The following is a 26,656-nucleotide window of genomic DNA, read 5'->3' as shown; positions in this document are numbered from 1 at the left end:
AGGGTTACTTCGGAGCTTTGTATTCTATGGCAGACGCGAACTGCTGCAATGTGGTTTGGGGCACTTCACCGAGCAGGGTAATCCAGAAGTCGCCCTGACGCTTGACCAGTACGTGCGTCGCGCCGCTATCGCCCGTGCCTTCCTTACGCGTATTTTTCTCGACGGGCTCGACGAACACCGAAATCGCTGCGAGGCCGTCGGAAAACACGGCCTGGTCGACCGGGATCGGAGGCTGCCCCGCCTCGCGCGACGCCATCGGACGACGCAACTGGCGGATCATATGGAAGCCCGGTACCGACGGCATGATTTGCCAACCCTGCGCGGCCATGTCGACCGGCTCGACTGGCGGACGCACTACCGTCCAGCCCGTGAGATTGCGGATGCCGTTGACGATGCCCGTCTTGTCGACCGGCACGCCGATGCGGACCTGCGAAAACGACAACTGCTCGAGCACCTGACCGCTCGGGTCGAGCGTCTGCGCGCGCAACAGCAGACCGGACTTTTTGTCTGCCCACAGCTTGTACGCGAAGCGGTACGCGTCTTTCGGATCGAGTTCCATCACGAGGCTGTCGACGCCCGCGACGCGGTCGTCGTCAAGCATCTTCGGCTCGTAGACGGACAGCACCTGCTCGCCGTTCACCGACAGCAGCGCAGGGAATGAGTCCTTGTTCTGCCGTTTTTCGAAGACCACGATATGCCGCTCCGGCAAGAACGTGTACATGTCGTCGTTGTGACGCAGCATTTTGCGCGGCTTGCCGTCGAGGCTTTCGAGCTGCTCGAACTCGCCGTCCGTACGCGTGGAGTAATGTGCGATGTGCGACGTCTGCACGAAACTGCCGCGCTGATAGACGAACGCGCCCTCGTAGTTCTGCTGCTGGGCGGCCTGATGGATGCGATCGAGCAGTTCCGCGGCCGTGCGACGGGCGACGGCAGGATCGTCTTGTGCGAAGACCCGCGGTGCAGCGGACAACAACACGGCTGCGCAGAACAGAAATGCTGGCAACCGCCCCCAGATAGTCGTTATATTGAACCGCGGAGTCTGCATCAAACTATTGGCCCTGCGTGGAGACTGAGGCAGCGCGAATCACCGGCATCGAGCCTGCCATCGCCGGTTGTTGCGCGAATTGCTGATGAGCTTCGAGGTACTGATCGAGGCTCGCGTCGCGAATGATGTTGGAGTCTTGCGCGGGCACCGAGGCCATGGCGACACGCTGCACCGCGTCGCCGTGCGATTGGAGCGAAGCGAGCTGCGCACCCGGACCACCCGGCACGCCCTGCAGCTGCGGCACGACGATCCAGGTCAACGTAGCGGCCGCGGCAGCGACGGCAAGAGCCGGCACGACTCTCCGGCGCAGCCCGAGCAGGCGGCGCGCGACCGATGCAGACGCGGCGGCGGGCGCCAGCACATGCGGCTCGCTTTCAAGACGCGCGGCAAACCCGCTCAGAAAGGCACCGCTCCGTGCGGGGCTGACTGCCAGATCGTCGGAACGTAGCGCGTCGCCGATCAGGTGGTAGCTCGACCAGGCAGCGCGATCATCGCCGCCCAGCTCCGCAAGAAACTTGTCCAGATTCAGATGCTCTTCGCCGAACAACTCACCGTCGACGAAAGCGGACAGACGCTCGCCGTGCGAGCCTGCTTGCGATTGCATCGAGACCGACCCCATGATGCTCTCCATCTTCCAAATACCCCGTAGTGACACCACTAATCCAGATATTGCACCGCTGCCCCGCCAAGCCAGCTGGACGTTCGGAAACGTCTACCAACGCTTGCCTTCGGGTGTGTCAAGCAACGGTCGCAATTTTGCCGCAATGGCTTCGCGAGCGCGGAAAATTCGTGATCTGACTGTGCCAATCGGGCAACCCATCATCTCGGCGATTTCCTCGTAACTCAAACCCTCAATTTCTCGGAGAGTAATGGCGGTGCGCAATTCTTCCGGTAAAACCGCCATCGCAGCATTGACCGTCTCTGCGATCTGCTTGCTCATCAACATCGACTCAGGTGTGTTGATATCCCTTAGTTGGTCGGCATCGGAGAAAGTTTCAGCTTCTTCAGCATCCGCTTCGGTCGAGGTCGGCGCGCGCCGGCCCTGGGTGGCAAGGTAGTTCTTCGCGGTATTGACCGCAATCCGGTACAACCACGTATAAAACGCCGACTCGCCGCGAAACTGCGGCAACGCGCGATACGCCTTGATAAAAGCGTCTTGCGCGACGTCTTCGACTTCGGCGGGGTCCCGCACGAGACGCGAGATCAGCCGGAGAATCTTGCGGTGGTATTTGGAGACCAGAAGCTCGAACGCGGCCTTGTCGCCCTTCTGGACGCGCTCGACCAGCACCTGATCAATTTCTTTTTCGCTCACCTGATAAATCCGTTAACTATAGGGCGCATGGCGGGGGACCATTGTAGCGTCCCCCTCGTGAGGGCACGTTACTACGGTAACAGCGGTTACAGTCGTTACAGTCAGGCGCCGGCCGCACGCCGGCCCAGCACGGAAAGTTCGCGGAAAACAGTGGACGGCAGCGCGTCCGCGGCGAGCAGCAGGGAGCGCCTGCGACCCGTCGGTGCGCGCATGAGGCCGCGCCTTCGACCACCCTCGGGATCGAGCTCAAGCACCAGCAAACGGCCGCTCCACTGCGCGCAACCGACCATGCGGCCCCGCGCGAGCAACTCACCCGCGTGGTTCCAGGCGGAAATCTCGCCCATCGCGACATGCAGCGCGATGGCCTGCGCCGCGTCATGCCTCGCCGCGCAGAGCATGAGCAGTGCTGCGACGGCGAGCGTCAACGGAGCGGCCTGCCAAGCGCCCACTCGCGGCGCGAGACAGGTATAAACGGCTAACGTCGCAATCAGCACGAACGCTCCCACCGCGGCACGCATTGCGATAGAGCGACGCAGCGTGATCCGCTGCGCTGCCCTACCCAATGTTGCCGGTGCGGGGGAAAGCGCCGGCGAAGCCGGCGTCGTGAACCGACGCGTCACCCGAGATCAGGCGATCCGGCGCGCTTGAACACCAGCGTGCCGTTCGTGCCCCCGAACCCGAACGAGTTCTTCAGCGCGACGTCGATCTTCATTTCCCGCGCGGTGTTCGCGCAGTAATCGAGATCACAGGCCGGGTCCTGGTTGAAAATATTGATGGTCGGAGGCGACACCTGGTGATGCACGGCGAGCACCGTGAACACCGACTCCAGACCGCCAGCGCCGCCCAGCAGGTGACCCGTCATCGACTTGGTCGAGTTGACGACCATGTTCTTCGCGTGGTCGCCGAACGCCCGCTTGATGCCGGTCGTTTCCGCCAGATCGCCGAGTGGCGTGGACGTGCCGTGCGCGTTCAGGTAGCTCACCTGATCGCCGTTGATGCCTGCGTTCTTTAGCGCTGCGAGCATGCAGCGGCGTGCGCCGTCACCGTCTTCGAGCGGCGCCGTCATGTGATACGCGTCGCCGCTCATGCCGTAGCCGCCGATTTCCGCGTAGATCTTTGCGCCACGCGCCTTCGCGTGCTCGTATTCTTCGAGCACCATTACGCCGGCGCCTTCTCCTAGCACGAAGCCGTCGCGGTCCTTGTCCCACGGACGGCTCGCGGTAGCCGGATCGTCATTGCGTTGCGACAGCGCGCGCGCCGCCGCAAAGCCGCCGATACCGAGCGGCGACACGGTCGATTCCGCGCCGCCCGCGATCATCACGTCGGCGTCGCCATATTCGATCAGGCGCGAAGCTTCGCCGATGCAGTGCAGACCGGTCGTACACGCGGTAACGATCGACAGATTCGGACCCTTGATGCCGAACTTGATCGACAGGTGGCCGGAGATCATGTTGATGATCGAAGCCGGCACGAAGAATGGCGAAATGCGACGCGGGCCGCGATTGAGCAATTCGGTTTGGGTGATTTCGATCATCGGCAGACCGCCGATGCCCGAACCGACCACCACGCCAATGCGCTCCGAATTCTCGTCGGTGACTTCGAGGCCGCTGTCCTGCATCGCCTGGATGCCCGCAGCCACGCCGTAATGGATGAAGGTATCCATGTGGCGCGCTTCCTTACCGGGGATGTAGTCCTCGATATTGAAGCCCTTCACCTCGCCGGCGAAACGAGTCGAGAAGTTCGACGCATCGAACTTCGTGATATTGGCAATCCCAGACTTGCCGGCGACCAGATTGGCCCAGCCATCGGCAACATTATTGCCAACAGGCGAAATCAGCCCCAGGCCTGTAACAACAACACGACGGCGGCTCACGGTAACCCCTTTTTCATAGATGACAAAAAGCAAAAGCCACAGCGGCCACAGGAATCGCCCTGTGTGCCCTGTGGCTGTTTAAGTCGGCAATCGCGCGGAAAGTTGCGCTGTCAACATCGCTGGCTCCTGCGTGGCAAGCGGTGCGACGTATGGTGTGCCAATGGACACGCCCGATAGCGTCGACCCTGCTGGCGCCGGCAAGCGGCACGGCAGGGCGTCATGCGCGGCCCGTGCAGAAACGCAGGCGCGAATGACCTTAGGCCTTGACGTTTGCGCGAGCGTAGTCGATCGCTTGCTGAACGGTGGTGATCTTCTCGGCTTCTTCATCTGGAATTTCCATGCCGAATTCGTCTTCGAGGGCCATCACGAGTTCAACGGTGTCGAGCGAGTCGGCGCCGAGATCGTTCACGAACGACGCTTCGTTCTTGATTTCCGCTTCCGCAACGCCCAGTTGTTCCGCGACGATCTTCTTGACGCGCTGTTCGATATTGTCCATTACCCCTCCAAGGGAAAAGAAGTTCAAAAATACAGGTGCGCGCATTTTATCAGGTTTGACCCGGCAAAAAAGCGGCGCATCGGGTTCCTGTCAACGCATGCGCCTCGTGCTTTCCGCAAACGCATCAAGGCGCGGATAGTAACCGAAATTGGTTACTGCATATACATGCCGCCGTTCACGTGCAGCGTCGTGCCGGTGATGTAGCCCGCTTGCGGCGACGCGAGGAACGCGACCGCGTGCGCGATGTCTTCCGGGCTGCCGAGACGGCCGAGCGGAATCTGCGTTTTCAGCGCGGTCTGCTGCTCTTCGGGCAGCGCCTTCGTCATGTCGGTATCGATGAAACCAGGTGCCACGCAATTGACCGTGATGCCGCGGCTGCCGATCTCGCGCGCGAGTGCGCGCGTCATGCCCGCGACGCCGGCCTTCGCGGCCGCGTAGTTGATCTGCCCCGGGTTGCCGGCCGAGCCGACCACCGACGTGATATTGATGATCCGACCGCCCTTCGCTTTCATCATCGGGCGCAGCACCGCACGCGACAGACGGAACACCGACTTCAGGTTGGTGTCGACCACGGCGTCCCAGTCGTCGTCCTTCATGCGCATCGCCAGTTGATCCTGCGTGATGCCGGCGTTGTTCACCAGCACGTTCAGCGTGCCGAATTCCTTGACGGTGCCGTCGATCAGCGCTTCGGCCGCGGCCGCGTCGTTGACGTCGAGCACCGCGCCGCGGCCGTTCACGCCCGCCGCCTTGAACGCTTCGGTGATCGCCGTCGCGCCGCTTTCGCTCGTCGCGGTGCCGATCACCGTCGCGCCCTGACGCGCGAGTTCCATCGCGATCGCACGGCCGATGCCGCGCGATGCGCCCGTCACGATTGCGATCTGCTTGTCGAGAGTCTTTTCCATCTGTCAGTCCGGATGCCCTTCAAATAGGGCTCATTGATTCTTGTTGATTCGTCTGTCGAGGGATGCCGCGCCAGCGCGGCATTGCTCTGTCGATACCCGTTCGCGAATGCGCGCTCAGTCTGCCGTCACGAGCTTCAGCGTTTCTTCGAGCGACGCCGGATCGAACACCGACGCGCCGACGAAATTGCCGTCGATGCGCCTGGTCAAACCCGCAAGGACCTTGCCCGGGCCGCATTCGATCACGTGCGTGACGCCCTGCGCTGCCATTGCCTGTACGCATTCGACCCAGCGCACCGCACCAGCTGCCTGGCGCACGAGCGCGTCCTTGATTTTGGCCGGCTCGTTGACCACGGCGACGTCGACGTTGTTGATGACGGGAATCGACGGCACCTGCACGTCGATGCTCGCGAGGTATTCGCGCAATTGATCCGACGCCGGCTTGAGCAGCGACGAGTGGAACGGCGCCGACACCGGCAGCGGTAGCGCGCGCTTCGCGCCCTTCGCCTTCGCGACTTCGCAGGCTTTCTCGACCGCGGCTTTGTGGCCCGCGATCACGACTTGCGCCGGCGCATTGAAATTGACCGCTTCGACGACGCCCGCCGCCGACGCTTCCGCGCAGACCGCGCGCACCGTGTCGTCGTCGAGGCCGAGAATCGCGGCCATGCCGCCGTCGCCCACCGGTACCGCGGTTTGCATCGCCTGCGCACGGAAACGCACCAGCGGCACCGCGTCGCGGAACGCAAGCGCGCCGGCCGCGACGAGCGCCGTGTATTCGCCAAGGCTATGGCCGGCGACGAGCGCCGGCGCCGGGCCGCCCGCCTGCTGCCACGCGCGATAGATAGCGTAGGCCGCGGTCAGCATGACCGGCTGGGTATTGGTGGTGAGATTGAGATCTTCGGCGGGGCCTTCGGCGATCAGCTTGCCGAGGTCCTGGTTGAGTGCGTCGGAGGCTTCCTGAACCGTCTCACGCACGATCGCGTAATCGGCGAATGCGTTGAGCATGCCGACCGCCTGCGAACCCTGCCCAGGAAAAACGAACGCGAATTTCATATCGTCCCCAAAATCTGTTTAATCGGATGTGGCGGCCGGCCGCGACTGCCAGATGGCGCGCGGTGTTATTCCGGCCGCACGGGCGCCGCCAGCGACGCCCCGGAATGCGTCGTCCCGCTCAGTAGCGGATGACCGACGCGCCCCACGTGAAGCCGCCGCCGACGCCTTCGATCAGCACGTTATGGCCGCGCTTGATGCGGCCGTCGCGCACCGCGACGTCGAGTGCAAGCGGAATGGACGCCGCCGACGTATTGCCGTGCTCGCCCACCGTGACGACCATGCGCTCCTGCGGCAGGCCGAGCTTGCGGCAGGTGCTTTGCATGATGCGGATGTTGGCCTGATGCGGAATCAGCCAGTCGATCTGCTCGGGCTTCAGATCGGCTTTTTCCAATGCTTCGATCGCGACCTTCTCGAGCACGTTGACGGCAAGCTTGAACACCGCCTGACCGTCCATGTGCAGAAAGGCGCTGCCGGCGACCACGCCGCCATTCACGTTGCCCGGCGTGCACAGAATGTTCGAATGGCTGCCGTCCGCGTGCAGCGCGCTCGAAAGCACGCCCGGTGCGTCGGACGCTTGCAGGATCACTGCGCCGGCGCCGTCGCCGAACAGCACGCAGGTGGTGCGGTCGTTGAAATCGAGAATGCGCGAGAAAGTTTCCGCGCCGACCACGAGCGCCGTGCGATGCTGGCCGCTGCGAATCAGGGCGTCCACCGTCGCCACCGCATAGGCGAAGCCGGAGCAGACCGCCTGTATGTCGAACGCGGCACCGTGATTCTTGATCCTGAGCTTGTTCTGCAGCAGGCAGGCGGTGCTCGGGAACACGAAGTCCGGCGTGGAGGTGGCGACGACGATCAGGTCGATGGACTGCGGATCGACGTCCGCCGCTTCGATCGCTCGCTGCGAGGCGATCAACGCGAGGTCGCTGGTCGTGACGTCCGGCTCGGCGAAGTGACGCGCATGGATGCCCGTGCGCGCGACGATCCATTCGTCGCTCGTTTCAACGCCTTGCCTGGCGAGACGCTCAGCCAGATCCTGATTGGTGACGCGGTTGGGCGGCAGACAGCTGCCGGTGCCCAGCACGCGGGAGTAGATTGTGGATTGAGCCATTATGCCTTCGAGGATTGCGCAGCGTAGGGCTCGGCCGGCTGGCCTGCGATCGGGCTTGCGTGACCCGCACCGCTTGCGTCGCGCGCCGCCTGTTCGAGAGAACTCGCGTTCTCTTCCATCGCTCGCGCAAGGCGCTCCAGCACGCCGTTTTTGACGGCATCATACCCGCGTTTGATAGCCCACTCAAACGCGTAGGCATCGGCTGAACCGTGGCTTTTGATCACGAGACCGCGCAAGCCGAGCAGCGCGGCGCCGTTGTATTGCCGATGATCGACGCGTTTCTTGAAGCGCATCAATACCGGCAGCGCGAGCACCGCCATCACCTTGGTCAGCCACGAACGGCCGAACTCTTCCTTGATGATGTTGGACAGCATCTGCGCGAGACCTTCCGACGTCTTCAGCGCGACATTGCCGACAAAGCCATCGCAGACGATCACGTCGACGGTGCCCTTGTAGATGTCGTCGCCTTCGACATTGCCATGAAAGTTGAGTGTACTCGCACGCAGCAGTTCGCCGGCGCGCTTGATGATGTCGTTGCCCTTGATGACTTCTTCGCCGATGTTGAGCAGGCCGATGGTGGGCCGCTCTTTTCCTTCGAGCGCGGACACGAGCGCGTGCCCCATCTCGGCGAACTGCAGCAGATGCTGCGGCTCGCAGTCGACGTTGGCGCCCAGGTCGAGCATCATCGTATAGCCGGTGGGATTAGGCAGGGCAAACGCGATGGCCGGGCGTTCGATGCCCGACAGCGTCTTCAGCACATAGCGCGAGACCGCCATCAACGCGCCGGTATTGCCGGCGGAAATGCAGGCTTGCGCCTCGCCTTCCTTGACGCGGTTCAGCGCCACGCGCATCGACGAATCTTTTTTCTTGCGCAGCGCGACCTCGACCGGGTCGTCCATCGCGACGACCTCGGTAGCAGGTACGACGGTCAGCGCCGGCAGATCCTGAGCCTTGAGCTTCTTCAGCTGCGCACGAATCGCACTTTCAATGCCGACGAGCAGCAACTGCGCGTCGGGATGCGAACGAACGAAGTTGACGGCAGCGGGAACGGTCACGGACGGGCCGTGGTCGCCTCCCATGCAATCTATCGTGAGCTTTACTGTCATGGAGTGCGACGAATTTCAGACACAAAAAAGCGGCAGTTGAATGCCGCCTTTTTGCCGAACCGGGAAAATGTCAAGCGAGCCGATCGCTACGCGAAACGCCACAGGGCGCATCGCAGTCAACGATTAGTCGTTCTTCGTCTTGACGACTTTCTTGCCGCGATAGTAGCCGTTCGGGCTAATGTGGTGACGTAGATGCACTTCGCCCGTGCTCGGCTCGACGGCCAGCGGCGCTGCCGTCAGGAAATCGTGCGAACGGTGCATGCCGCGCTTCGACGGCGACTTCTTGTTTTGTTGAACTGCCATGACTAAAACTCCAAAAAATTTTCCGAATTCTAACACAGCCCGACACGGACTTAACCACTGGCCGAATGGCCAATGCGCCCGCATCGCGCCCCCTGCAACTGTTTAGCGCTTCTTGCCGCCCGGTTCGTCGCGTTTCAGACTTTCGAGCGCCGCGAACGGATTGCGCCGCTCGCTGGACTGGTCCGGCTTGCTGGCATCGCCAGCTTCTTCCTGCGCGGCTTCGTCGCCCTCGCCTTCGCTACCGTCCGTGCCCGAGACAAGGCTCTCGTGCACTTCGGGACAGACCTCGTGTTTGGGCACGAGCGGCAAGGAAAGCAGCAACTCTTCTTCGATCAAGTCGATGAGATCGAACTGGCGCGAACCGACGACCACCTCGACTTCATCCTCGTCCAGCGGAAACTCTTCGGCTTCCGCCTCCGTATTGACGATCCGGTAAGTTGCATCGACGTTGAACGCCTGCGAATACGGCGTCAAGCACCGCTGGCATTCGAGCCACGCGGCACCGTGAATCGCCAGCCGCAGATAAGGCTGGGAACCTTCGGTGCCATCGTCCTGCAATTCCGGCTGCGTCGTCCCTTCGGCCTGCCATGTGAACGCGGTGTCGCGATCTGGCGCTTCCGCCGGGACTTCGTTTAACATGCGCGGCAGTTGCGAGACGCGCACGACACCCGCGGCCTGACGCCCGCTCCGCGCAAATTCGAACAGATCGAGTTCATGCGGGTCGGACAGACCTGCAGGTTTGCCAGGATGTTGAGTCATGTGCGCTCCTGCGTCGGCAAGCATGTTGCCGGGGTGATTCGCGAAGGATGATCAGATCCGCCGCGAAGATAATCCGGTGTGCGGGGCAGTCAGTGGGGCCCGCGGCCGTTGCGTTCACCCTGCCGAACTTTCTTCAACCTTCCGACTGCCGAAAGCCGCTGAACGCGCCGAGACCCTTCAAGTGCAAGCATACCGTGAAAAGCCCGAAATCATATCCGTTTTGTCTTTTCGAGTCAAACACTTAGGCCGTAAGTACGGGAGCCTCGCGCGACCCCGTACGACCCGCCGCTCCCGTTGCCCGCAAACTATGCCTGAATCCTCCAAACGCCCGCCACGCCTGATTCTGGCGTCGAGTTCGCGGTATCGCCGCGAGTTGCTCGAACGCCTGCGCGTGCCGTTCGACGTCGTCGTGCCTGCGATCGACGAAACCCCGCTCGCCGCCGAAACGCCCGAAGCCACTGCGCTGCGCCTCGCCGAAGCCAAAGCGCGTGCGGTCGCCCAAGGCCTCGCCGCCGACGAACATGCGCTCGTGATCGGCTCCGACCAGGTCGCCACGTACGACGGCCTGCAGATCGGCAAACCCGGCACGCACGACAGGGCGCTCGCGCAATTGCAGGCGATGCGCGGCCGCGACGTGTTGTTCCACAGCGCGCTGTGTCTGTTCGACAGCGCGACGGACAGCGCGCAAACGATCGACGTGATCACCCGCGTGCGCTTTCGCGATCTGCCGGACGCGGCGCTCGACGCCTACCTGCACGCTGAAACACCGTACGACGTGGCCGGCAGCGCCAAATCCGAAGGGCTTGGCATCGCGCTGCTGGAGGCCATCCATTCCGACGACCCGACCGCGCTCGTCGGCCTGCCGCTCATCGCGCTGTCGCACATGCTGCTCGCGGCCAACTACCCGCTTTTGGGGGCCCGATGACCGGTACGCTCTACCTCATTCCCAACACGCTCGGCGAAGGCGACGCAAGCGCGCTCGATCTGGTGCTGCCCGCGCCCGTACGCGCCCGCGCGGCGTTGCTGCACTATTACATTGGCGAAAACGCCAAAACCACGCGCGCGTTCCTGAAGAAAGTCGGCCCCGATCGGCCGATTCAAGAAATCGAGATTCGCGAACTGAACGTCAATACGCCGGCCGGCGAAATCGACAAGCTGCTCGCGCCGCTACTGTCGGGCACCGATGCGGGCCTCGTCTCCGAGGCTGGCTGCCCTGCAGTCGCGGACCCGGGCGCGCTGCTGGTGCGACGCGCGCACGAGCGCGGCGTAAAGGTCGTGCCGCTGGTCGGGCCGAGTTCGATTCTGCTCGCGCTGATGGCATCGGGGCTGAACGGCCAAAGCTTCGCGTTTCACGGCTACCTGCCCGTCGACGTCACCGAGCGCGCCAAACGTCTGCGCGATCTCGAGCAGCAGTCGCGCAAGGGCAAGCAAACACAGATCTTCATCGAAACGCCGTACCGGAATCGCGCGCTGCTCGATACCTTGCTCGCGACCTGCGCGCCGTCGACGCTGGTCTGCGTGGCGGTCGATCTGACGCTGCCGAGCGAAGTGATCGCAAGCCGTAGCGTCGCCGACTGGAAAAAGAAGGCGGAGATCGACCTGCATAAGCGGCCGGCGATTTTTCTGATTCTGGCGGCCTGAACGTAGGCGCCAGCCAGGCAGTTGAGGGCGACCTGGGCCCGAAACTCACAACGCAAAGTCCGCGCGATCGGCCAAAACCGACCGCGCGGGCGTCTTTTTAAAACTGTGGATTCAACGCAGATTCATTTTCGCGCCGAGCGCCATCGCCCGAACCGCGCCGAGCGCCATCGCCCGAACCGCGCCGGCGCCGACGGCCGCGCCGAATTTGCGGGCAACGCGATCCGTAATGCTCTCTTTCACCGTGTAATCGATGATATCCGGCGCCTTGAAGATCTCCCGCGCGACGTAATCTGCATCGCCAAAACCGTCCGCGAGTCCAAGTTCGACGCTCTTCTGCCCCGTCCAGAATAGACCCGAGAACATGTCCGATGTCTCATGCAGACGCTTGCCGCGCCCTTGACGCACCGCGTCGATGAACTGCGCGTGGATCTGATCGAGCATAACCTGCGCATGTTCGTCCATCTTCGGCGTTTCGGGTGAAAACGGATCAAAAAAGCCTTTGTTCTCACCCGATGTGTGCAGTCGGCGCTGAATCCCCAACTTGTCCATCAGGCCGGTGAAACCAAAGCTGTCCATCAGCACGCCAATCGAACCGACGATACTCGCCTTGTCGACATAGATCTTCTCCGCCGCCGCGGCCGCGTAGTAGCCGCCGGACGCGCATATGTCGCCGACAACGACGTACAGCGGAATAGACGGATATTTGCCGCGCAATCGCCGAATTTCGCTGTTGATAATGCCCGCTTGCACTGGACTGCCGCCCGGGCTGTTGCAATAAAGAATCACGCCGGCTGTATCGGAATCTTCAAACGCGGAATCGAGTGCAGTGTTGATATCTTCGGCGTTCGCACTCGCATCCGTTGCGATCTCGCCATCAAGCGAAACCATTGCCGTATGACGGCCAGTCGTGGCGACCCGCTCGCCCGAGAGGTTCAGCGCACCCCATACCGCCAGTGCGAGCACTGCGAGGAACACGAAGCGGAAGAAAATCCGCCAACGTCGCGCGGCGCGTTGCTCGTTGATCGCGGCGAGCGCGATGCGCTCGAGCGCGGCCCTTTCCCAGCCGGGCTGGTCGGCGGATGCACGGGAGCCGCCTCCCGAGGCAGGGTTCTTTTCGGGGGTCAAATTGTCGGACATGCGGGCAGTTGAAAAATGGAAGAGGAAATCAGCGCGTGACCGGCAGCAAATCGCCGTCAGGCAGCCAGAATACCGCACGGCCCTCGAGCGTATCGCGTTCCTCGACCTGCACGGGACGCAATCTGCCCCCGCGACACGGACCACCGACGCATTTGCCAGTATCCGGCGCGTAAATCGCGCCATGTGTCGCGCACATCAAGTATAAGCCGGACGATTCGAAGAACTGCCCTTCTTGCCAGTCGAGCTCCATCGGCACATGAGCGCAACGGTTCAAATAGCCGTAGGCGCAGCCATCATAGCGGACGAAAAACACTACGGCATCCTGCCCGCCGAGCCGCGCGTCGCGCCGGATGCCGTCGCCACCGTCGACCAGCTCGTCGGCCGCGCAAATGCGCACTGCCTGCGCAGCCGCGGCAGTAGCAGTATCCACGCCGTCGGCGCTCATGCGTTCTCCCGCAGCCAACCGGACAGATCGCTGATGCTCGACGCCACGAACTTCGGTGACATCGCATTCAGCGAATTCGCCGGATGCGCGCCATAAGTCACGCCCAATGCCCGCCACGCCGGCGTTGAGCGCCATCTGCAGATCGTGTGTCGTATCGCCGATCATGACCGTGCGCGCCGTATCCTGCCCCAATTCGCGGGTGAGCTCGTGCAGCATGGCCGGATGCGGTTTCGAGAAGGTTTCGTCAGCGCAGCGCGTGCCGTCGAACAGGCTCGTCAGGCGCGCCTGGTCAAGCGCGCGATTGAGCCCGACGCGGCTCTTGCCGGTCGCGACCGCGAGCAGATAGCCGACCTCGCGCAACTCCTGGAGCATCTCGCGCACGCCGGGGAACAGCTCGGTAGTCTGGTCTTTTACAAGAAAATGAAAGCGGTAACGCTCAGAAAGCCGCGGGTAGTCGGCCGGATCGAGCGTCGGCGCGGCAATCTGCAGCGCGTCGCGCAGGCCGAGGCCGATGACGTAGCTCGCGGCTTCGTCCGCGGGAACCGGCAGGCGGAGATCGCGGCACGCCGCCTGGATGCTGCGCGTGATATGCGCGGTGGAATCCATCAGCGTGCCATCCCAGTCAAACACGATCAGATCGAATTGCTCTCTAGCCATGCAAGGTCGTCTCCGGGTTGAACCCAGTGCGTAGTTCGTTGAGTTGTTCTATAAAGCCGCGGCAGTCGGCAGGCAGCGGTGCCTCCAGCTGCAGCGGCGCGCCCGTCGCAGGATGCGTGAGCTTGAGCCGGTAAGCGTGCAGAAACATCCGCTTGATGCCGGGCTTCGCGTTGGCGCGCGCAAGCGCCTTGTTCAGCGCGAAATCGCCATATTTGGCGTCACCGACGATCGGTAGTGCCAGATGCTGCAGATGCACGCGAATCTGGTGCGTACGCCCCGTCTTCAGTTCCGCCTCAAGCAGCGCATACTCCGACCAGCGCTCGACCAGATTGAAGATCGTGTGCGAAGCGAGGCCATCGGCCTGCACGCGCACGCGGCGCTCGCCGTCGGCGGTCAGGTACTTGTGAAGTGGCTCCTTTACCGCGCGGCGGCGACCCCAGTCGCTCGCCCATTCGCCGTGCACGCACGCGTAGTAGCGCTTGTCCATGCGGTTATCGCGAATCTGCTCGTGCAGATTGACGAGCGCCGCGCGCTTCTTCGCGAGCATCAGGATGCCCGAGGTCTCTCGATCCAGTCGATGCACGAGTTCCAGGAATTTCGCCTGCGGCCGCGCCTCGCGCATCTGCTCGATCACACCGAACGCGACACCGCTGCCCCCGTGGACCGCAACGCCGGCCGGCTTGTCGATCACGAGCAGATGCTCGTCTTCGAACAGGATGTGAAAGTCCGGCGCGGGGACGGGCACGCGGGCTGCGGCCTGATTCGGCTGCGCGACGCGGATCGGCGGCACACGCACCAGATCGCCCAGTTCGAGCCGGTACTGCGCGTCGATCCGGCCCTTGTTCACGCGCACTTCACCGCTGCGCAGGATGCGATAAATATGGCTTTTCGGCACGCCCTTGCAGACGCGCAGCAGGAAATTGTCGATGCGCTGACCAGCCGAGCGGTCGTCGATTTCGATCAGCGAAACCTGGTCGCTTGAAACCGAGTCTTCGACCGCGCCTGCAACCGATCTCTGGGATGTTTTGCCTAACTCTTTCATTCTGAATATAATTTGCCCAGCAGTCCGCGACGGCCGGCGCAGTGTCCGGAATGCGGCGGATTGCGCGAGCGCAAGCGATAAACCGTTATTTTACTTGCGCCGGGGTCTGGTTGCTCGCCCTGAAAATGAGATGCAACAAGTTGCACGCACGAAGTCAGCTCCCGGCAGGGACGGCGCCCGCAGGCGCGTTCGGTCAAGGTCGGCTTCGACGGTAACGGAATTTTGGTAAAAAAGAATTTAGCTTTCAGCTTCGTGATCCGGGTGGTATGACGCCCAGCTGGACGAAGCTGCAAGTCGCGAAAATACGGCGTGCGCCCAAGGCGTCTTGTAGAAAGTACAAGACATGGCGACGTCAAAAGAAGGCGAGACACCCCCAGCAGGAAAAGACGCGCCGCCTGCGCGAACTTCCCGTTGCGGCATGACCGCGGACTTCGGCCCTTCGCTCGCGCGCCCATTTGGCGCGCCGGCTTCAGAGGGCGAAGACTTATGAAGGTCTGCTGGCTAAACGCGGCGTGTCAGGCCATGATTTGAAGCCGTGTTCGCATGTGCCCTGCGGCACCGTGCCCTTTTTTATCGGGCTGTGCCCTCTCAGGCAATTCTCCCGCCATCTTTCCCGCTCCAGCGTGTTTGTGAAAACACAATAAGACGCGGCACGCCTACTCTCCCCGCTCTCGCGACTGACAACCGCGCAGCTGGGCCGGCGAGGCCGCTCTGGAGTCGTTCAATGAAACGAATGTTGTTCAACGCGACGCAGCAGGAAGAGCTGCGCGTCGCCATCGTCGATGGGCAAAAACTCATCGACATCGATATCGAAACCGCCGGTCGCGAACAGCGCAAAGGCAATATTTACAAGGGCATCATCACGCGCATCGAGCCGTCGCTCGAGGCCTGCTTCGTCAACTACGGCGAAGACCGTCACGGCTTCCTGCCGTTCAAGGAAGTCGCCCGCCAGTACTTCCGCGATGGCGTCGACATGCGTTCCGCACGCATCCAGGACGCATTGAAGGAAGGTCAGGAACTGATCGTCCAGGTCGAAAAGGAAGAACGCGGCAACAAGGGCGCAGCCCTGACCACGTTCATCTCGCTCGCCGGCCGCTATCTGGTGCTGATGCCGAACAACCCGCGCGGCGGCGGCGTGTCGCGCCGGATCGAAGGCGACGACCGTCAGGAACTGCGCGAAACCATGGCGCAGCTGCAACTGCCGGAAGGCATGAGCATCATCGCGCGCACGGCCGGCATCGGCCGCAGCGCCGAAGAGCTGCAGTGGGACCTGAACTACCTGATGCAGCTGTGGCGCGCAATCGAAGCCGCGTCGCAAAGTGGCACGGCCGGCCAGCCGATGCTGATCTATCTCGAATCGAGCCTCGTGATCCGCGCGATTCGCGACTACTTCCAGCCCGATATCGGCGAAATCCTGATCGACACGACCGAAATCCATGACCAGGCCCGCGCCTTCATGGACATCGTGATGCCGGACAACGTCGGCAAGGTAAAGCGCTACCACGACGACGTGCCGCTCTTCTCGCGCTTCCAGATCGAGCACCAGATCGAAACCGCGTACTCGCGCACCGTGCCGCTGCCGTCGGGCGGCGCGATCGTCATCGACCACACCGAAGCGCTCGTCGCGATCGACGTGAACTCGGCGCGCGCCACCAAAGGCGCGGACATCGAGGAAACGGCCGCGCGCACGAACCTCGAAGCCGCCGACGAAGTCGCTCGCCAGCTGCGTCTGCGCGACCTGGGCGGCCTGATCGTGATCGACTTCATCGACATGGAATCGGCCAAGAGCCAGCGCGAAGTCGAACAGCGCCTGAAAGACGCGCTGAAGCACGACCGCGCCCGCGTCCAGATGGGCAAGATCTCGCGCTTCGGCCTCATGGAGCTGTCGCGTCAGCGTCTGCGTCCGGCGCTGTCGGAAGGCAGCCACGTCACGTGTCCGCGCTGTAACGGCACGGGCCACATCCGCGATACCGAATCGTCCGCGCTGCAAGTGCTGCGGATCATTCAGGAAGAAGCGATGAAGGAAAACACCGCGGCGATCCACTGCCAGGTGCCGGTCGAAGTGACCGCCTTCCTGTTGAACGAGAAGCGCGCCGAAATCAACAAGATCGAGTCGCGTTTCAAGGTCAACGTCGTGCTGATCCCGAACAAGCACCTCGACACGCCGCACTACAAGCTCGAGCGTCTGCGTCACGACGACGCGCGCCTCGACGAGCCGCGCGCATCGTGGAAGATGGCCGAAGAAGCGGCCCGCGAACTCGAATCGGAAACCGGCTACAGCAAGCGCGCTGAGGAAGTGAAGCCGAAGCAGGAAGCGGCGGTCAAGGGCATCACGCCCGAGAAGCCGGCTCCGAGCGCGCCGGCCCGCCCGGCGGCTATCCCCGCTCCGGTCGCGGTGACGCCGGCCAGTGGCGGCTTCATCGGCTGGCTGAAGAATCTGTTCGGCATGCAGCCGGCTGCTCCGGCGCCCGCCGCGCCGGCCACCACCGACAAGCAGGCCCGTCCGCAACGCGGTGAACGCACCGAGCGCGGTGAGCGCACGGGCGAGCGCGGCGGCGATCGCAACCGCAATCGCCGTGGCGGCGCAGGCGGTCGCGACGCGGCAGCGCGTGGCGAAGGCGTGACCGGCGGCCGTCAGGCGCAAGGTCAGCAGCCGTCGCCGCGTCGCGAGGAACGCGAAGGCCGCGAGGCACGCGAGGGCCGCGAACCGCGCGCGCCGCGTGAGCAACGCGAACCGCGTGAGGCCCGTGAAGGCCGTGAACTGCGTGAGGCTCGCGAGCCGCGTGAAGCGCGTGAACCGCGCGAGGCTCGCGAACGCGACACCCGCGGCGCCGAGCGCGCGGAAGCCGTCGAGGGCACGGCACGCGGTGAGCGTCGCGAGCGTGGCGAGCGCGCTGAACGCGTCGAGCGTGGCGAGCGTCGCAAGCCGCAGGCGGAAGCCGCCTCGGCGCTGACGCAAACCGACACGCAAGCTGCCGACGAACTGGCGCGCAACCGCGCCGCAGCGGGTGAAAACGGCGTGCCGGTCGATCAGGAAACAGTCGCACGTGACGGCGAAGAGCGTCGTCGTCGCCGCCGCGGCCGTCGTGGTGGTCGTCGCGAGCGTGAAGAGGACGTGAATGGCAATCTCGCGGCGGATGTCGCGGAAGCCGAAGGCGACAACGTTGCCGCCAGCGACGAAACGCCGGTGCGCACCCAGCAGCCGGTCGAGCACACGCCTGCAGCCAGCGAAGCGAAGGAAGTGACCCCGGTCGAAGTGGTGGTCGCCGCCGTCGCAACGGAAAGCGCCGTCGTGGCCGAACTGCATGCGGCAGCCGAAACGCCGGCTCTCGCCGCGGAAAATGCCGCGAAGACCGAAAAGGTCGTGCCGGTCGAAGAGGCCCCGGCAGCGTCGATCGAACCCTTGGCGGCGGAGCCGGCTATCGAAGCGCCAGCGCAGGCAGAGCAAGCCGCGTCGGCCGCGAGCGAACCGGTTACACCGGCCGCTTCGGTCGAACCCGCCGCGCATGCCGAATCCCCGGCAGTCGAGCCGACCCTGGAAGTGCAGCCGACCGTCCCGACCGAACCGCGAGCCGTCCCGGCTGCGCTCGACACCGCGGCTCCGGCCACGATCGTCGAGGCACCGGCAGCCGTGCCGGCACCGCAGGCCGAAATCGTCGAGCCGCAACCGGTCGTCGCAACGGAACCGGCCGTGGTCGAACCGGCGCCCGTCGCCGCGGCCCCGCAGCCGGCCCCCGTCCGCAGCGCAGCCCCCGCCGCCGCATCGGCCGACGCCTTGCAGCCGATCCTCGAGCAGGCTGGCCTGATCTGGGTTAACACCGACGCCGACAAGCTGCGTGCCGCGCAGGAAGCGGCGGCGCAAACGGTCAAGCCGCCGCGCGTGATCCGTGAGCGCAAGGCGCTGCCGCCAGACGACCACACGCCGATGCAACAGGTCGAAACGATCAAGCATCCGCAGTAAGCCGCGTCGTTGTTCGTGAAAAAGCCCGCCCTTTCCGGCGGGCTTTAATGAGATGGTCAGCCTGACCGAAACAGCCCGATCGGCTTACGCTGATCGGGCTGTTTCCTTATGGGAGATCGTCATGGACACCATCTCGTTGATTGGAATCGATCTTGGCAAGCATTGCTTTCACCTGCACGCACAGTCCGCATCGGGCCACATGGTGTTGCGCAAGAAGCTGACGCGCAACCAGATGTTCACACTGCTTGCCCGTGTTCCGAGCTGCACGGTGGTCATGGAAGCCTGTGCCGGCGCTCACTGGGTCGCCCGTCGCCTCCAGGAACTTGGGCACCACCCGAAGCTGATATCCCCGCAGTTCGTCAAACCTTTCGTGCAAGGCAACAAGAATGACTTCGCCGACGCGCAAGCGATCTGCGAGGCCGCGTCACGTCCCAGCATGCGGTTCGTCAGTCCGCGCAACGAGGTGCAGCAGACGATCTCAGCGCTGCATCGGGTACGCGAAGCGCTGGTGCGCGACCGTACCGGCACGGTCAACCAGATTCATGCCTTTCTACTCGAGTTCGGCGTGAGCCTGCCCAAGGGGATGGGCGTCATCCGCCGACTTCCTGCCGTGCTGGCCTCGCATGATCTGCCGCCGCGACTAGTCGCGCTGCTCGAGCGTCTGCAGGCACATTTCAAGTACCTCGACGAACAAGTCGCGCAACTCGAAAGCGAATTGATCCGGCAACTGCGGGAGGACGAACGCAGCCAGCGCCTGTTGGAAATTCCCGGCATCGGCCCAATCACGGCCAGCGTGCTGGCAACCGAATTGGGCGACGCCCACCAGTTCGCTTGCGCTCGCCAGTTCGCCGCATCCATCGGGCTGGTTCCACGCCAATACAGTACCGGCGGCAAGCCCACGCTGCTGGGAATCAGCAAGCGCGGCGATAAGAATTTGAGGCGACTGTTAGTCCAGTGCGCGAGAGCGCTCATGCTGCACATCGAGCGGCACGCCGATCGCCTGGGGGCCTGGGTCCGCGACCTGCTGGCCCGACGGCATTCCAACGTGGTCGCTTGTGCGTTGGCCAACAAATTGGCGAGGATCGCCTGGGCCATCCTCGCCCGCGGAACACACTACCAAAGTGCTCAGGCTGTGGCCGCAGCCTGACTGTGCGCCGCCTACGTTACTCCTTCTGACCCAAGTCACTTCCTGGTTTTGCGACGCGAGATACGTGAAGACATAAACGGCTCAACGGCCGAGCAAGCAACCTGGCAAAGCAAATAGTATTCCGATACTGCGGCTTTTTTAAGGTTTGCCCGGCGCGGCTCTCATCATGGGGCGGGAACCTGTTCCCACAACGACCCCGGATAGATTTGCGCAAGCCCAATTTACGTCAACACCACCTCGCTTGCAAAAGTCAGGCTGACCATAGATGCAAAAGTCAGGCTGACCATAGATTTCTTTAGGCGGTCATTTGTCGCCGCGAGCCGCGCCGCTCCGCTCCCCGTATACCCCGACAACGTCCGTCGCGCATCTGCCGCCACCGGCATTTCCGATAGAATCAAATCATCCCCGTCCGTTAAAGCACCTGACGAAGCATTTCATGTCACGACGCATCATCCCTGTTGCCGATCTCAGCGCGGCGCCGGTCATCACCGGCCCAGTGCAGACACCTAGCGGCGTGCTGCACGATGCGCTCGCGCGTCCGCTGCACGATCTGCGCATCTCGGTGACGGACCGCTGCAACTTCCGCTGCGTGTATTGCATGCCGCGCGCAGTGTTCGACAAGGACTATGCTTTCCTGCCGCACAGCGCGTTGTTGAGTTTCGAGGAGATCGAGCGGCTCGCGCAGTTGTTCGTCGCGCATGGCGTCGAGAAAATTCGCCTGACCGGCGGCGAGCCGTTACTGCGCAAAAACCTCGAATTCCTGGTCGACCGGCTCGCCCGGTTGACCACGCCTGCGGGCCGTCCGCTCGATCTCACGCTGACCACCAACGGCTCGCTGCTCGCGCGCAAGGCGCGCAGCCTGAAGGACGCCGGCCTCACGCGCGTGACCGTCAGCCTCGATGCGCTCGACGACGCGCTGTTCCGCCGCATGAACGACGCCGACTTCGCGGTCGCCGACGTGCTCGATGGCATCGCCGCCGCGCAAGCGGCCGGGCTCGCGCCGGTCAAAGTCAACATGGTCGTCAAACGCGGTACCAACGACGGCGAAATCGTCCCCATGGCGCGTCATTTCAAAGGCACGGGCGCGGTGCTGCGCTTCATCGAGTACATGGACGTCGGCACCTCGAACGGCTGGAACATGACCGAAGTGTTGCCTTCCGCCGAGGTCGTCACGCGCATCGCCGAGCATTTCCCGCTGGTGCCGCTCGAAGCGCACAGCGCCGCCGAAACTGCGCAACGCTGGGGTTATGTCGACGGCGGCGGCGAGATCGGCGTCATTTCGAGCGTCACCCGCGCGTTCTGCGGCAATTGCACGCGCGCGCGTTTGTCGACCGAGGGCAAGCTATACCTGTGCCTGTTCGCATCGACCGGACATGACCTGCGCGCGCTGTTGCGCGGCGGTGCGAGCGATGCCGGGATCGCCACCGCCATCGCCGAAATCTGGCAGGGCCGCGGCGACCGCTACTCGCAGCTGCGCGGCAGCCAGCCGGCCGATCAGGGCGAGCCGGCCAAGCGTCGCGTCGAAATGTCCTACATCGGCGGCTGAGCGGCCGACGCATGTCCATTCCCCGCGAACAGATCACTGGCCTCGTGCTCGCGGGCGGGCGCGGCACGCGCATGGGCGGCATCGACAAGGGCTTGCAGCCGCTGCACGGCGAACCGCTAGCCGCTCACGTGCTGCGGCGCCTCGCGCCGCAGACCGGCCCGCTGATGATCAGCGCGAACCGCCATCCCGACACCTATGCGGCGCTCGGCGCGCCATATCGCGCAAGGCTCGTCGCCGACACCCTCCCCGACTTTCCCGGCCCGCTCGCCGGCATGCTCGCCGGACTGCGCGCCGCCGGCACGGCGTACCTGCTGAGCGCGCCCTGCGATTCGCCGTGGCTACCGGCCGACCTCGCCGCGCGCCTCGCGGATGCGCTCGACGCGAACCACGCCGACATCGCAACGGTCACCACCGTCGACACCGGTGGAGAAACCTCCCTGCACCCGGTATTCGCGCTGATGCGCACAGTCGTCGCGGACGACCTGGCCGCGTTTCTGGCCTCCGGCGAGCGCAAGGTCCGCGCGTGGTACGCGCGCCACAAGACGGTCGAAGTCGTCTTTGCCGACGAGCGCGCGTTCTACAATGCCAACTCGTTACAAGAACTCGCCGACCTCGAACGCAATCGGGGCCCCGGCTGACATCCGCTCCGGCCGCACGGCAACAGCCGCGCCCGTCACCGGTCGCGACGCCCAGCCATTCATGACCACGCTCAACGACTTTTCCCGCTGCGTCGCGCAGTACGATCCTCATGCGCTACCCGTCCCGGCCGCTCAGGCGATCGTCCGGCAGTGGGCGACGCCGGTCGCGGCCGTCGAGCGCCTGGCGTTGCGCGATGCACTCGACCGCGTGCTGGCCGCCGACATCGTGTCGCCGATCGACGTGCCCGCGCACGACAACTCCGCGATGGACGGCTACGCGTTCAATCACGCGGCGCTCGCGGCCGCTATGCGAGGCGGCGCGGACAGCGTCGAGCTGACGGTCGCCGGCAAGGCGCTCGCCGGTCATCCGTTCGCGGGCCGCGTCGCGGCGAACCAGTGCGTGCGCGTGATGACGGGCGCCTGCATGCCTGCCGGTTGCGACACCGTCGTGCCGCAGGAACAGGCGCAGCGCGACGGTGCGGATTCCACGTCGATCCGCGTCGCCGCCAGCGCGGTGGCGGCGGGTGCGAACCGCCGCCGCGCCGGCGAAGATCTCGCGCGCGGCCACGTCGCGCTGCATGCCGGCCGCATCGTGCGCGCCTCGGACCTCGGCCTGCTCGCGTCGCTCGGCATTGGCGAAGTCAGCGTGCGGCGGCGTTTGCGCGTCGCGTTCTTTTCGACCGGCGACGAACTGCGCTCGCTCGGCGAGCCGCTCGACGCGGGCTCGGTCTACGACAGCAACCGCTACACGCTGTTTGCGATGCTGCGGCACCTGAACATCGACGCGCTCGATCTCGGCGTCGTGCGTGACGAGCCGGCGGCGCTCGAAGCCGCGCTGCGCAGTGCCGCGGCCAGCGCCGACGTGGTGCTGACTTCGGGCGGCGTGTCGGTGGGCGAAGCGGACTTCACGAAGCAGCTGCTACAGACCTTCGGCGACGTCGCCTTCTGGAGTCTCGCGATGCGTCCCGGCCGGCCGCTCGCGTTCGGCCGCCTGTGGTCTGGCGCACAGCCCGGGCTCGGCAAACCTGCGCTATTCTTCGGCCTGCCCGGCAATCCGGTCGCCGTGATGGTGACGTTCTATCAGATCGTGCGCGAAGCGCTGCTGCTGATGGCCGGCGCGACGCCGCGGCCGCTGCCGGTGATTCACGCGACGAGCCGCGTGGCGGTGGGCAAGCGCGCGGGCCGCACCGAATTCCAGCGCGGCATCGCCGAACAGGACGCGCACGGACACTGGCACGTGAGCCCGACCGGGTCGCAAAGCTCAGGCGTGCTGAGCTCGATGAGCGAAGCGAACTGCTTCATCGTGCTCGGCCACGACGAGGGCGACATCGACGTCGGCGATCGCGTGTCGATCATGCTGTTCGACGGTCTCATCTGACGTTCCAGGCGGCGCATCGATCGCACGACATCGGCACCACAGCAGCACTTCATCGACACTCCACCCACTATCGCTACTACGACACACGGGTTTGACTTACATGAAAAAACAGATCTCGTTCATCGCACCAGGACAGACGGCCAAAGCGCTGATCCTCGTGTATCTGACGTTCTCGGTGCCGATCGTGCTGCTCGGCGTGGTGGTCGCGTTCGTGCGCTATGGCTCGGTCGAGCTGAGCACGGTGTTCAGCGCGCTGCTGCTGAACGCGATCCTCGGCTTCGTGCTGTTGTGGATCGCGTGCCACGCCTACAACTGGGTCGCGTCGCGCTTCGGTGGTATCGAAATCCATCTGGCCGACGCACCGGAAGAAGCGTAATGCCCGCGACGATCCGCGCCGCCAAGCCCGCGGATACCGGCGCGATCTTCGCGCTCACCTACGAACTCGCGCAGTTCGAGAACCTCACGCACATCTTCGTCGCGACGGAAGATAGCCTGCGCGACGCGCTGTTCGGCAGCTTCTATCAGAAGATGGGGGCGACTGTGTTGCCGGACTGGCGCGTCGTGCGCATGACGGGCGATGCGCTGGTGCGGCTGGCTGCAAGGGCCTGAATTCCAGCGCCTCGCCCCTCATTGCTCATCAGGCTCCGCATTCGACAGCGCATCGCCGAGCAACCCGCTCGCCTCGTCGCCCGGTAACGCCTCGACGTCGCGCAGCTTGCGGTTCATCATGCGCGTGCGCGTTTCCGCTGCCTCGATCGAACGCGTGACGGTTTCGAGCTGCGCCTTGGTCTTCGCGAGCACGTCGCCGAATTTGCCGAACTCCGTCTTCACCGCGCCGAGTACCTGCCACACCTCGCTCGAACGCTTTTCGATCGCGAGCGTGCGGAAACCCATCTGCAGACTATTGAGCAACGCGGTCAGCGTGGTCGGCCCCGCAATCGTCACGCGATAGTCCCGCTGCAGCAGATCCGTGAGTCCCGGTCGGCGCAGCACTTCCGCGTACAGGCCTTCGGTCGGCAGGAACAGCAGCGCGAAGTCGGTCGTATGCGGCGGCGCCACGTACTTCTCCGCGATCGTGCGCGCCTCCGCGCGAATTCGCACTTCGAGCGCGCGCGATGCTTCCTCGACCGCGACCGGATCGGCGCGCTCCTGCGCTTCGATCAGCCGCTCGTAGTCCTCGCGCGGGAATTTGGCGTCGATCGGCAGCCATACCGGCGTATTCGCGCCGCCGGGCTCCGGCCGCCCCGGCAGACGAATCGCGAACTCCACGCGATCGGCGCTCTTCGGCACCGTCGCGACGTTCTTCGCGTATTGATCGACGGTCAGCAGTTGTTCGAGCAAGGCTTCGAGCTGCACTTCACCCCACGTGCCGCGCGTCTTCACGTTGGTCAGCACGCGCTTCAGATCGCCGACGCCGGCCGCCAGCGTCTGCATTTCACCGAGGCCGCGATGCACCTGTTCGAGCCGGTCGGACACGAGCTTGAACGACTCGCCGAGACGCTGCTCAAGCGTTGCGTGCAGTTTTTCGTCCACGGTGCGGCGCATTTCCTCGAGCCGCGTCGCGTTGTTCGCCTCGATGTCCTTCAGACGCTGCTCGATCGTCGCGCGCACTTCGGCGAAGCGCCGGTCGTTCGCCTCGGTTAGTTGCCCGAGTTGCAGGCTCAGCGTGTCGCCGAACTGCTTCAGCGAGCGGCCCTGCTCGTCGCGCGCCTGCTGCGCCTGTGCCTGCAGGCTGTGACGCACGGCGTCGAGCTGTTGCGCGAAGCCGTCGATCTTGCCGCCCTGCACCGTCGTCATGCTGCTGAACTGCGCGGCGAGCGTCTGCTGAAAATGCGCGAAGCCGCTGCTTTGCTCGGTGCGCGACACGCGCGCGGTCTCGGCGATGTCGTTGCGCAGTTGCCGCTCGAGCCGCTCGGCGGTATGCGCCTGCGCGTCGACGACGGCATCGACGCGTTCGTTCAGCATCTCGAACTGTTCGCGCTGCTCCGTGCGGTCGTGACCGCGTAGCAGCAAGGCGAGTGCGATCACGAGGGCAACCGCCAGCACCGCGACGGCCGCCACCAGAATCATTGTCATGAACGCGCCTTGCCGATCACGTCGGGGTTGATCGGATTCGGCGGCTGACCGGCGCGCGGTCCTGCGCCGAGGCCGGCGATCAGGTTGTCCGCGGCGAGATTCGCCATGGCGCGGCGCGTGGTTTCGGTCGCGCTCGCGATGTGCGGCGTCAGCACGACGTTCGGCACGTTCAGCAGCGCCGGGTGCAGCTGCGGCTCGCCTTCGAACACGTCCAGACCGGCCGCCGCGATGCGCCTGTCACGCAGCGCGTCGGCCAACGCCGCATCGTCGACGATGCCGCCGCGCGCGATGTTGGTGAGCGTCGCGCTCGGCTTCATCAGCGCCAGTTCGGCCGCGCCGATCGTGTGGTGGTTGCCTTTGTTGTACGGCAGCACCAGCACGACGTGGTCGGCGCGCCGCAGCAGATCCTCTTTCGACACGTACTCCGCGTTCAGCTCGGCCTCGATTTGCGGCGCGACGCGCGAGCGATTGTGATAGATGACCCGCATGTTGAAGCCCTGCGCGCGCCGCGCGAGCGCCTGGCCGATGCGGCCCATGCCGATCACGCCGAGCGTCGAACCGTATAGGTCGCTGCCGAGGAAGCCATCGTAGCTCCACTTCTGCCAATGTCCGGCGCGCAGCCAGTGCTCCGATTCGGCGATGCGGCGCGCGGCGGCCATCATCAGCGCCCAGCCGAAATCGGCGGTCGATTCGTTCAGCACGTCCGGCGTGTTGGTGCCGAGTACGTTCGCCGCGTTGAACGCGGCCATGTCGAAGTTGTTGTAGCCGACCGCCATGTTCGACACGACGCGCAGACGCGGCGCCGCGGCGAGCACGCCCGCGTCGATCATCTCGCCGGCCGTCAGCGCGCCGTCCTTGTCCGCGAGACGGCGCTTCAGTTCATCGGCGGGCAACACGTCGCCCTCGTTCCAGTCGACGTCGAAGTACTGCTTGAGCCGGTCGATCACGTCGGGAAAAATCGAACGGGCAACGAGGATTTTCTGCAATGCAAGTCTCCGTATCGCACGTCGAGGGATAGTCTCGGCGTTGCAGAG

At 64.3% G+C, this 26,656-nt stretch carries 26 protein-coding genes and 1 pseudogene; 9 read left to right on the top strand and 18 right to left on the bottom strand.

Annotation, left to right across the window (positions count from 1 at the left end):
• Positions 1 to 4: 4 nt before the first annotated feature.
• From OKW30_RS04960 to OKW30_RS04905, 12 genes are all read right to left on the bottom strand, one after another.
• A complete protein-coding gene (locus OKW30_RS04960; RefSeq protein ID WP_429346148.1) occupies positions 5 to 1,045 on the bottom strand; it encodes a MucB/RseB C-terminal domain-containing protein in 1,041 nt (346 codons plus the stop codon).
• Between the two features lie 4 nt (positions 1,046 to 1,049).
• The gene (locus tag OKW30_RS04955; RefSeq protein ID WP_184071604.1) at positions 1,050 to 1,664 is read right to left on the bottom strand and encodes a sigma-E factor negative regulatory protein; all 615 of its coding nucleotides are present in this window, start codon (positions 1,662 to 1,664) and stop codon (positions 1,050 to 1,052) included.
• Positions 1,665 to 1,757: 93 nt separating this feature from the next.
• Positions 1,758 to 2,357 carry an RNA polymerase sigma factor RpoE gene (gene rpoE, locus OKW30_RS04950; protein ID WP_006051939.1) on the bottom strand — a complete coding sequence of 200 codons (600 nt, stop codon included), beginning with the start codon at positions 2,355 to 2,357 and terminating at the stop codon, positions 1,758 to 1,760.
• A gap of 101 nt (positions 2,358 to 2,458) precedes the next feature.
• A complete protein-coding gene (locus tag OKW30_RS04945) occupies positions 2,459 to 2,851 on the bottom strand; it encodes a hypothetical protein (RefSeq protein ID WP_409259013.1) in 393 nt (130 codons plus the stop codon).
• 122 nt (positions 2,852 to 2,973) lie between these two features.
• Positions 2,974 to 4,230 (bottom strand): beta-ketoacyl-ACP synthase II, encoded by a 1,257-nt coding sequence (gene fabF / locus OKW30_RS04940; RefSeq protein WP_184028047.1) that lies wholly within the window; start codon positions 4,228 to 4,230, stop codon positions 2,974 to 2,976.
• Positions 4,231 to 4,486: 256 nt separating this feature from the next.
• Positions 4,487 to 4,726, bottom strand: a complete 240-nt coding sequence (gene acpP, locus OKW30_RS04935; RefSeq protein WP_004197638.1) for an acyl carrier protein — start codon at positions 4,724 to 4,726, stop codon at positions 4,487 to 4,489.
• A 152-nt stretch (positions 4,727 to 4,878) separates the two neighbouring features.
• A complete protein-coding gene (gene fabG / locus OKW30_RS04930) occupies positions 4,879 to 5,628 on the bottom strand; it encodes a 3-oxoacyl-ACP reductase FabG (RefSeq protein WP_429346147.1) in 750 nt (249 codons plus the stop codon).
• 114 nt (positions 5,629 to 5,742) lie between these two features.
• The gene (gene fabD, locus OKW30_RS04925; RefSeq protein WP_429346146.1) at positions 5,743 to 6,678 is read right to left on the bottom strand and encodes an ACP S-malonyltransferase; all 936 of its coding nucleotides are present in this window, start codon (positions 6,676 to 6,678) and stop codon (positions 5,743 to 5,745) included.
• A gap of 118 nt (positions 6,679 to 6,796) precedes the next feature.
• A complete protein-coding gene (locus OKW30_RS04920; protein ID WP_184071600.1) occupies positions 6,797 to 7,786 on the bottom strand; it encodes a beta-ketoacyl-ACP synthase III in 990 nt (329 codons plus the stop codon).
• A complete protein-coding gene (plsX, locus tag OKW30_RS04915; RefSeq protein ID WP_090801179.1) occupies positions 7,786 to 8,892 on the bottom strand; it encodes a phosphate acyltransferase PlsX in 1,107 nt (368 codons plus the stop codon). Before plsX ends, OKW30_RS04920 begins: the two co-directional genes overlap by 1 nt.
• Positions 8,893 to 9,015: 123 nt before the next feature.
• Positions 9,016 to 9,195, bottom strand: a complete 180-nt coding sequence (rpmF, locus tag OKW30_RS04910) for a 50S ribosomal protein L32 (protein WP_006401275.1) — start codon at positions 9,193 to 9,195, stop codon at positions 9,016 to 9,018.
• 102 nt (positions 9,196 to 9,297) lie between these two features.
• Positions 9,298 to 9,954, bottom strand: a complete 657-nt coding sequence (locus OKW30_RS04905; RefSeq protein WP_187627976.1) for a DUF177 domain-containing protein — start codon at positions 9,952 to 9,954, stop codon at positions 9,298 to 9,300.
• A 307-nt stretch (positions 9,955 to 10,261) separates the two neighbouring features.
• Between OKW30_RS04905 and OKW30_RS04900 the strand changes: the two genes are divergently transcribed.
• Both OKW30_RS04900 and OKW30_RS04895 read left to right on the top strand, forming a co-directional pair.
• Entirely contained in the window at positions 10,262 to 10,879 is a 618-nt protein-coding gene (locus OKW30_RS04900) for a Maf-like protein (RefSeq protein WP_184027985.1), read from the top strand.
• Positions 10,876 to 11,595: an SAM-dependent methyltransferase gene (locus OKW30_RS04895; RefSeq protein ID WP_429346145.1), complete on the top strand. Its 720-nt coding sequence runs from the start codon at positions 10,876 to 10,878 to the stop codon at positions 11,593 to 11,595. Before OKW30_RS04900 ends, OKW30_RS04895 begins: the two co-directional genes overlap by 4 nt.
• A gap of 111 nt (positions 11,596 to 11,706) precedes the next feature.
• On the opposite strand, the gene OKW30_RS04890 is transcribed toward OKW30_RS04895, so the two are convergent.
• From OKW30_RS04890 to OKW30_RS04875, 4 genes and pseudogenes are all read right to left on the bottom strand, one after another.
• Positions 11,707 to 12,732, bottom strand: a complete 1,026-nt coding sequence (locus OKW30_RS04890) for a S49 family peptidase (protein ID WP_429346144.1) — start codon at positions 12,730 to 12,732, stop codon at positions 11,707 to 11,709.
• A 28-nt stretch (positions 12,733 to 12,760) separates the two neighbouring features.
• On the bottom strand, positions 12,761 to 13,177 hold the full coding sequence (locus OKW30_RS04885; RefSeq protein ID WP_184071593.1) for a Rieske (2Fe-2S) protein: 417 nt from the start codon (positions 13,175 to 13,177) through the stop codon (positions 12,761 to 12,763).
• Positions 13,174 to 13,834 (bottom strand): annotated as a pseudogene (locus OKW30_RS04880) (HAD-IA family hydrolase). The gene OKW30_RS04885 and the pseudogene OKW30_RS04880 overlap by 4 nt, the downstream one beginning before the upstream one ends.
• Positions 13,827 to 14,876 carry an RluA family pseudouridine synthase gene (locus OKW30_RS04875; RefSeq protein ID WP_184071589.1) on the bottom strand — a complete coding sequence of 350 codons (1,050 nt, stop codon included), beginning with the start codon at positions 14,874 to 14,876 and terminating at the stop codon, positions 13,827 to 13,829. The pseudogene OKW30_RS04880 and the gene OKW30_RS04875 overlap by 8 nt, the downstream one beginning before the upstream one ends.
• 724 nt (positions 14,877 to 15,600) lie before the next feature.
• Between OKW30_RS04875 and OKW30_RS04870 the strand changes: the two genes are divergently transcribed.
• The 7 genes from OKW30_RS04870 (at position 15,601) to OKW30_RS04840 (ending at position 24,155) form a co-directional block, all read left to right on the top strand.
• Positions 15,601 to 18,837, top strand: a complete 3,237-nt coding sequence (locus OKW30_RS04870; protein ID WP_429346143.1) for an Rne/Rng family ribonuclease — start codon at positions 15,601 to 15,603, stop codon at positions 18,835 to 18,837.
• A gap of 121 nt (positions 18,838 to 18,958) precedes the next feature.
• Positions 18,959 to 19,984 carry an IS110 family transposase gene (locus OKW30_RS04865; protein ID WP_184074570.1) on the top strand — a complete coding sequence of 342 codons (1,026 nt, stop codon included), beginning with the start codon at positions 18,959 to 18,961 and terminating at the stop codon, positions 19,982 to 19,984.
• Positions 19,985 to 20,420: 436 nt separating this feature from the next.
• Positions 20,421 to 21,530 carry a GTP 3',8-cyclase MoaA gene (gene moaA, locus OKW30_RS04860; RefSeq protein WP_429346142.1) on the top strand — a complete coding sequence of 370 codons (1,110 nt, stop codon included), beginning with the start codon at positions 20,421 to 20,423 and terminating at the stop codon, positions 21,528 to 21,530.
• 11 nt (positions 21,531 to 21,541) lie between these two features.
• Positions 21,542 to 22,168 (top strand): molybdenum cofactor guanylyltransferase MobA, encoded by a 627-nt coding sequence (gene mobA, locus OKW30_RS04855; RefSeq protein WP_429346141.1) that lies wholly within the window; start codon positions 21,542 to 21,544, stop codon positions 22,166 to 22,168.
• Between the two features lie 61 nt (positions 22,169 to 22,229).
• Complete coding sequence (gene moeA / locus OKW30_RS04850) at positions 22,230 to 23,546, top strand: molybdopterin molybdotransferase MoeA (protein WP_429346140.1); 1,317 nt, start codon at positions 22,230 to 22,232, stop codon at positions 23,544 to 23,546.
• Positions 23,547 to 23,646: 100 nt separating this feature from the next.
• Complete coding sequence (locus tag OKW30_RS04845; RefSeq protein WP_008923126.1) at positions 23,647 to 23,922, top strand: hypothetical protein; 276 nt, start codon at positions 23,647 to 23,649, stop codon at positions 23,920 to 23,922.
• Positions 23,922 to 24,155, top strand: coding sequence for a hypothetical protein (locus OKW30_RS04840; protein ID WP_429346139.1), 234 nt, complete (start codon positions 23,922 to 23,924; stop codon positions 24,153 to 24,155). The genes OKW30_RS04845 and OKW30_RS04840 overlap by 1 nt, the downstream gene beginning before the upstream one ends.
• An 18-nt stretch (positions 24,156 to 24,173) precedes the next feature.
• Here the strand turns inward: OKW30_RS04840 and OKW30_RS04835 are convergent, their stop codons facing one another.
• A complete protein-coding gene (locus tag OKW30_RS04835; protein ID WP_429346138.1) occupies positions 24,174 to 25,622 on the bottom strand; it encodes a DNA recombination protein RmuC in 1,449 nt (482 codons plus the stop codon).
• The gene (locus tag OKW30_RS04830; protein WP_090801203.1) at positions 25,619 to 26,608 is read right to left on the bottom strand and encodes a 2-hydroxyacid dehydrogenase; all 990 of its coding nucleotides are present in this window, start codon (positions 26,606 to 26,608) and stop codon (positions 25,619 to 25,621) included. Before OKW30_RS04830 ends, OKW30_RS04835 begins: the two co-directional genes overlap by 4 nt.
• Positions 26,609 to 26,656 lie beyond the last annotated feature (48 nt).

The organism is Paraburkholderia sp. Clong3, from assembly GCF_050436485.1.
GTDB lineage: Bacteria > Pseudomonadota > Gammaproteobacteria > Burkholderiales > Burkholderiaceae > Paraburkholderia > Paraburkholderia tuberum.
The sequence above is the reverse complement of the archived record's forward strand: the minus strand, read 5'-3'. Positions and strand labels throughout refer to the sequence as shown.

Bases quoted from the DNA above. Each gene is read 5' to 3' on its own strand.
- OKW30_RS04845 (WP_008923126.1), top strand. From the start codon at position 23,647: ATGAAAAAACAGATCTCGTTCATCGCACCAGGACAGACGGCCAAAGCG.
- OKW30_RS04865 (WP_184074570.1), top strand. From the start codon at position 18,959: ATGGACACCATCTCGTTGATTGGAATCGATCTTGGCAAGCATTGCTTT.
- OKW30_RS04870 (WP_429346143.1), top strand. From the start codon at position 15,601: ATGAAACGAATGTTGTTCAACGCGACGCAGCAGGAAGAGCTGCGCGTC.
- OKW30_RS04920 (WP_184071600.1), bottom strand. From the start codon at position 7,786: ATGGCTCAATCCACAATCTACTCCCGCGTGCTGGGCACCGGCAGCTGT.
- moeA (WP_429346140.1), top strand. From the start codon at position 22,230: ATGACCACGCTCAACGACTTTTCCCGCTGCGTCGCGCAGTACGATCCT.
- acpP (WP_004197638.1), bottom strand. From the start codon at position 4,726: ATGGACAATATCGAACAGCGCGTCAAGAAGATCGTCGCGGAACAACTG.
- plsX (WP_090801179.1), bottom strand. From the start codon at position 8,892: ATGACAGTAAAGCTCACGATAGATTGCATGGGAGGCGACCACGGCCCG.
- rpmF (WP_006401275.1), bottom strand. From the start codon at position 9,195: ATGGCAGTTCAACAAAACAAGAAGTCGCCGTCGAAGCGCGGCATGCAC.
- OKW30_RS04840 (WP_429346139.1), top strand. From the start codon at position 23,922: ATGCCCGCGACGATCCGCGCCGCCAAGCCCGCGGATACCGGCGCGATC.
- OKW30_RS04895 (WP_429346145.1), top strand. From the start codon at position 10,876: ATGACCGGTACGCTCTACCTCATTCCCAACACGCTCGGCGAAGGCGAC.
- OKW30_RS04955 (WP_184071604.1), bottom strand. From the start codon at position 1,664: ATGGGGTCGGTCTCGATGCAATCGCAAGCAGGCTCGCACGGCGAGCGT.
- OKW30_RS04890 (WP_429346144.1), bottom strand. From the start codon at position 12,732: ATGTCCGACAATTTGACCCCCGAAAAGAACCCTGCCTCGGGAGGCGGC.
- fabG (WP_429346147.1), bottom strand. From the start codon at position 5,628: ATGGAAAAGACTCTCGACAAGCAGATCGCAATCGTGACGGGCGCATCG.
- moaA (WP_429346142.1), top strand. From the start codon at position 20,421: ATGTCACGACGCATCATCCCTGTTGCCGATCTCAGCGCGGCGCCGGTC.
- OKW30_RS04900 (WP_184027985.1), top strand. From the start codon at position 10,262: ATGCCTGAATCCTCCAAACGCCCGCCACGCCTGATTCTGGCGTCGAGT.
- OKW30_RS04875 (WP_184071589.1), bottom strand. From the start codon at position 14,876: ATGAAAGAGTTAGGCAAAACATCCCAGAGATCGGTTGCAGGCGCGGTC.
- mobA (WP_429346141.1), top strand. From the start codon at position 21,542: ATGTCCATTCCCCGCGAACAGATCACTGGCCTCGTGCTCGCGGGCGGG.
- OKW30_RS04835 (WP_429346138.1), bottom strand. From the start codon at position 25,622: ATGACAATGATTCTGGTGGCGGCCGTCGCGGTGCTGGCGGTTGCCCTC.
- OKW30_RS04905 (WP_187627976.1), bottom strand. From the start codon at position 9,954: ATGACTCAACATCCTGGCAAACCTGCAGGTCTGTCCGACCCGCATGAA.
- OKW30_RS04960 (WP_429346148.1), bottom strand. From the start codon at position 1,045: ATGCAGACTCCGCGGTTCAATATAACGACTATCTGGGGGCGGTTGCCA.
- OKW30_RS04885 (WP_184071593.1), bottom strand. From the start codon at position 13,177: ATGAGCGCCGACGGCGTGGATACTGCTACTGCCGCGGCTGCGCAGGCA.
- fabD (WP_429346146.1), bottom strand. From the start codon at position 6,678: ATGAAATTCGCGTTCGTTTTTCCTGGGCAGGGTTCGCAGGCGGTCGGC.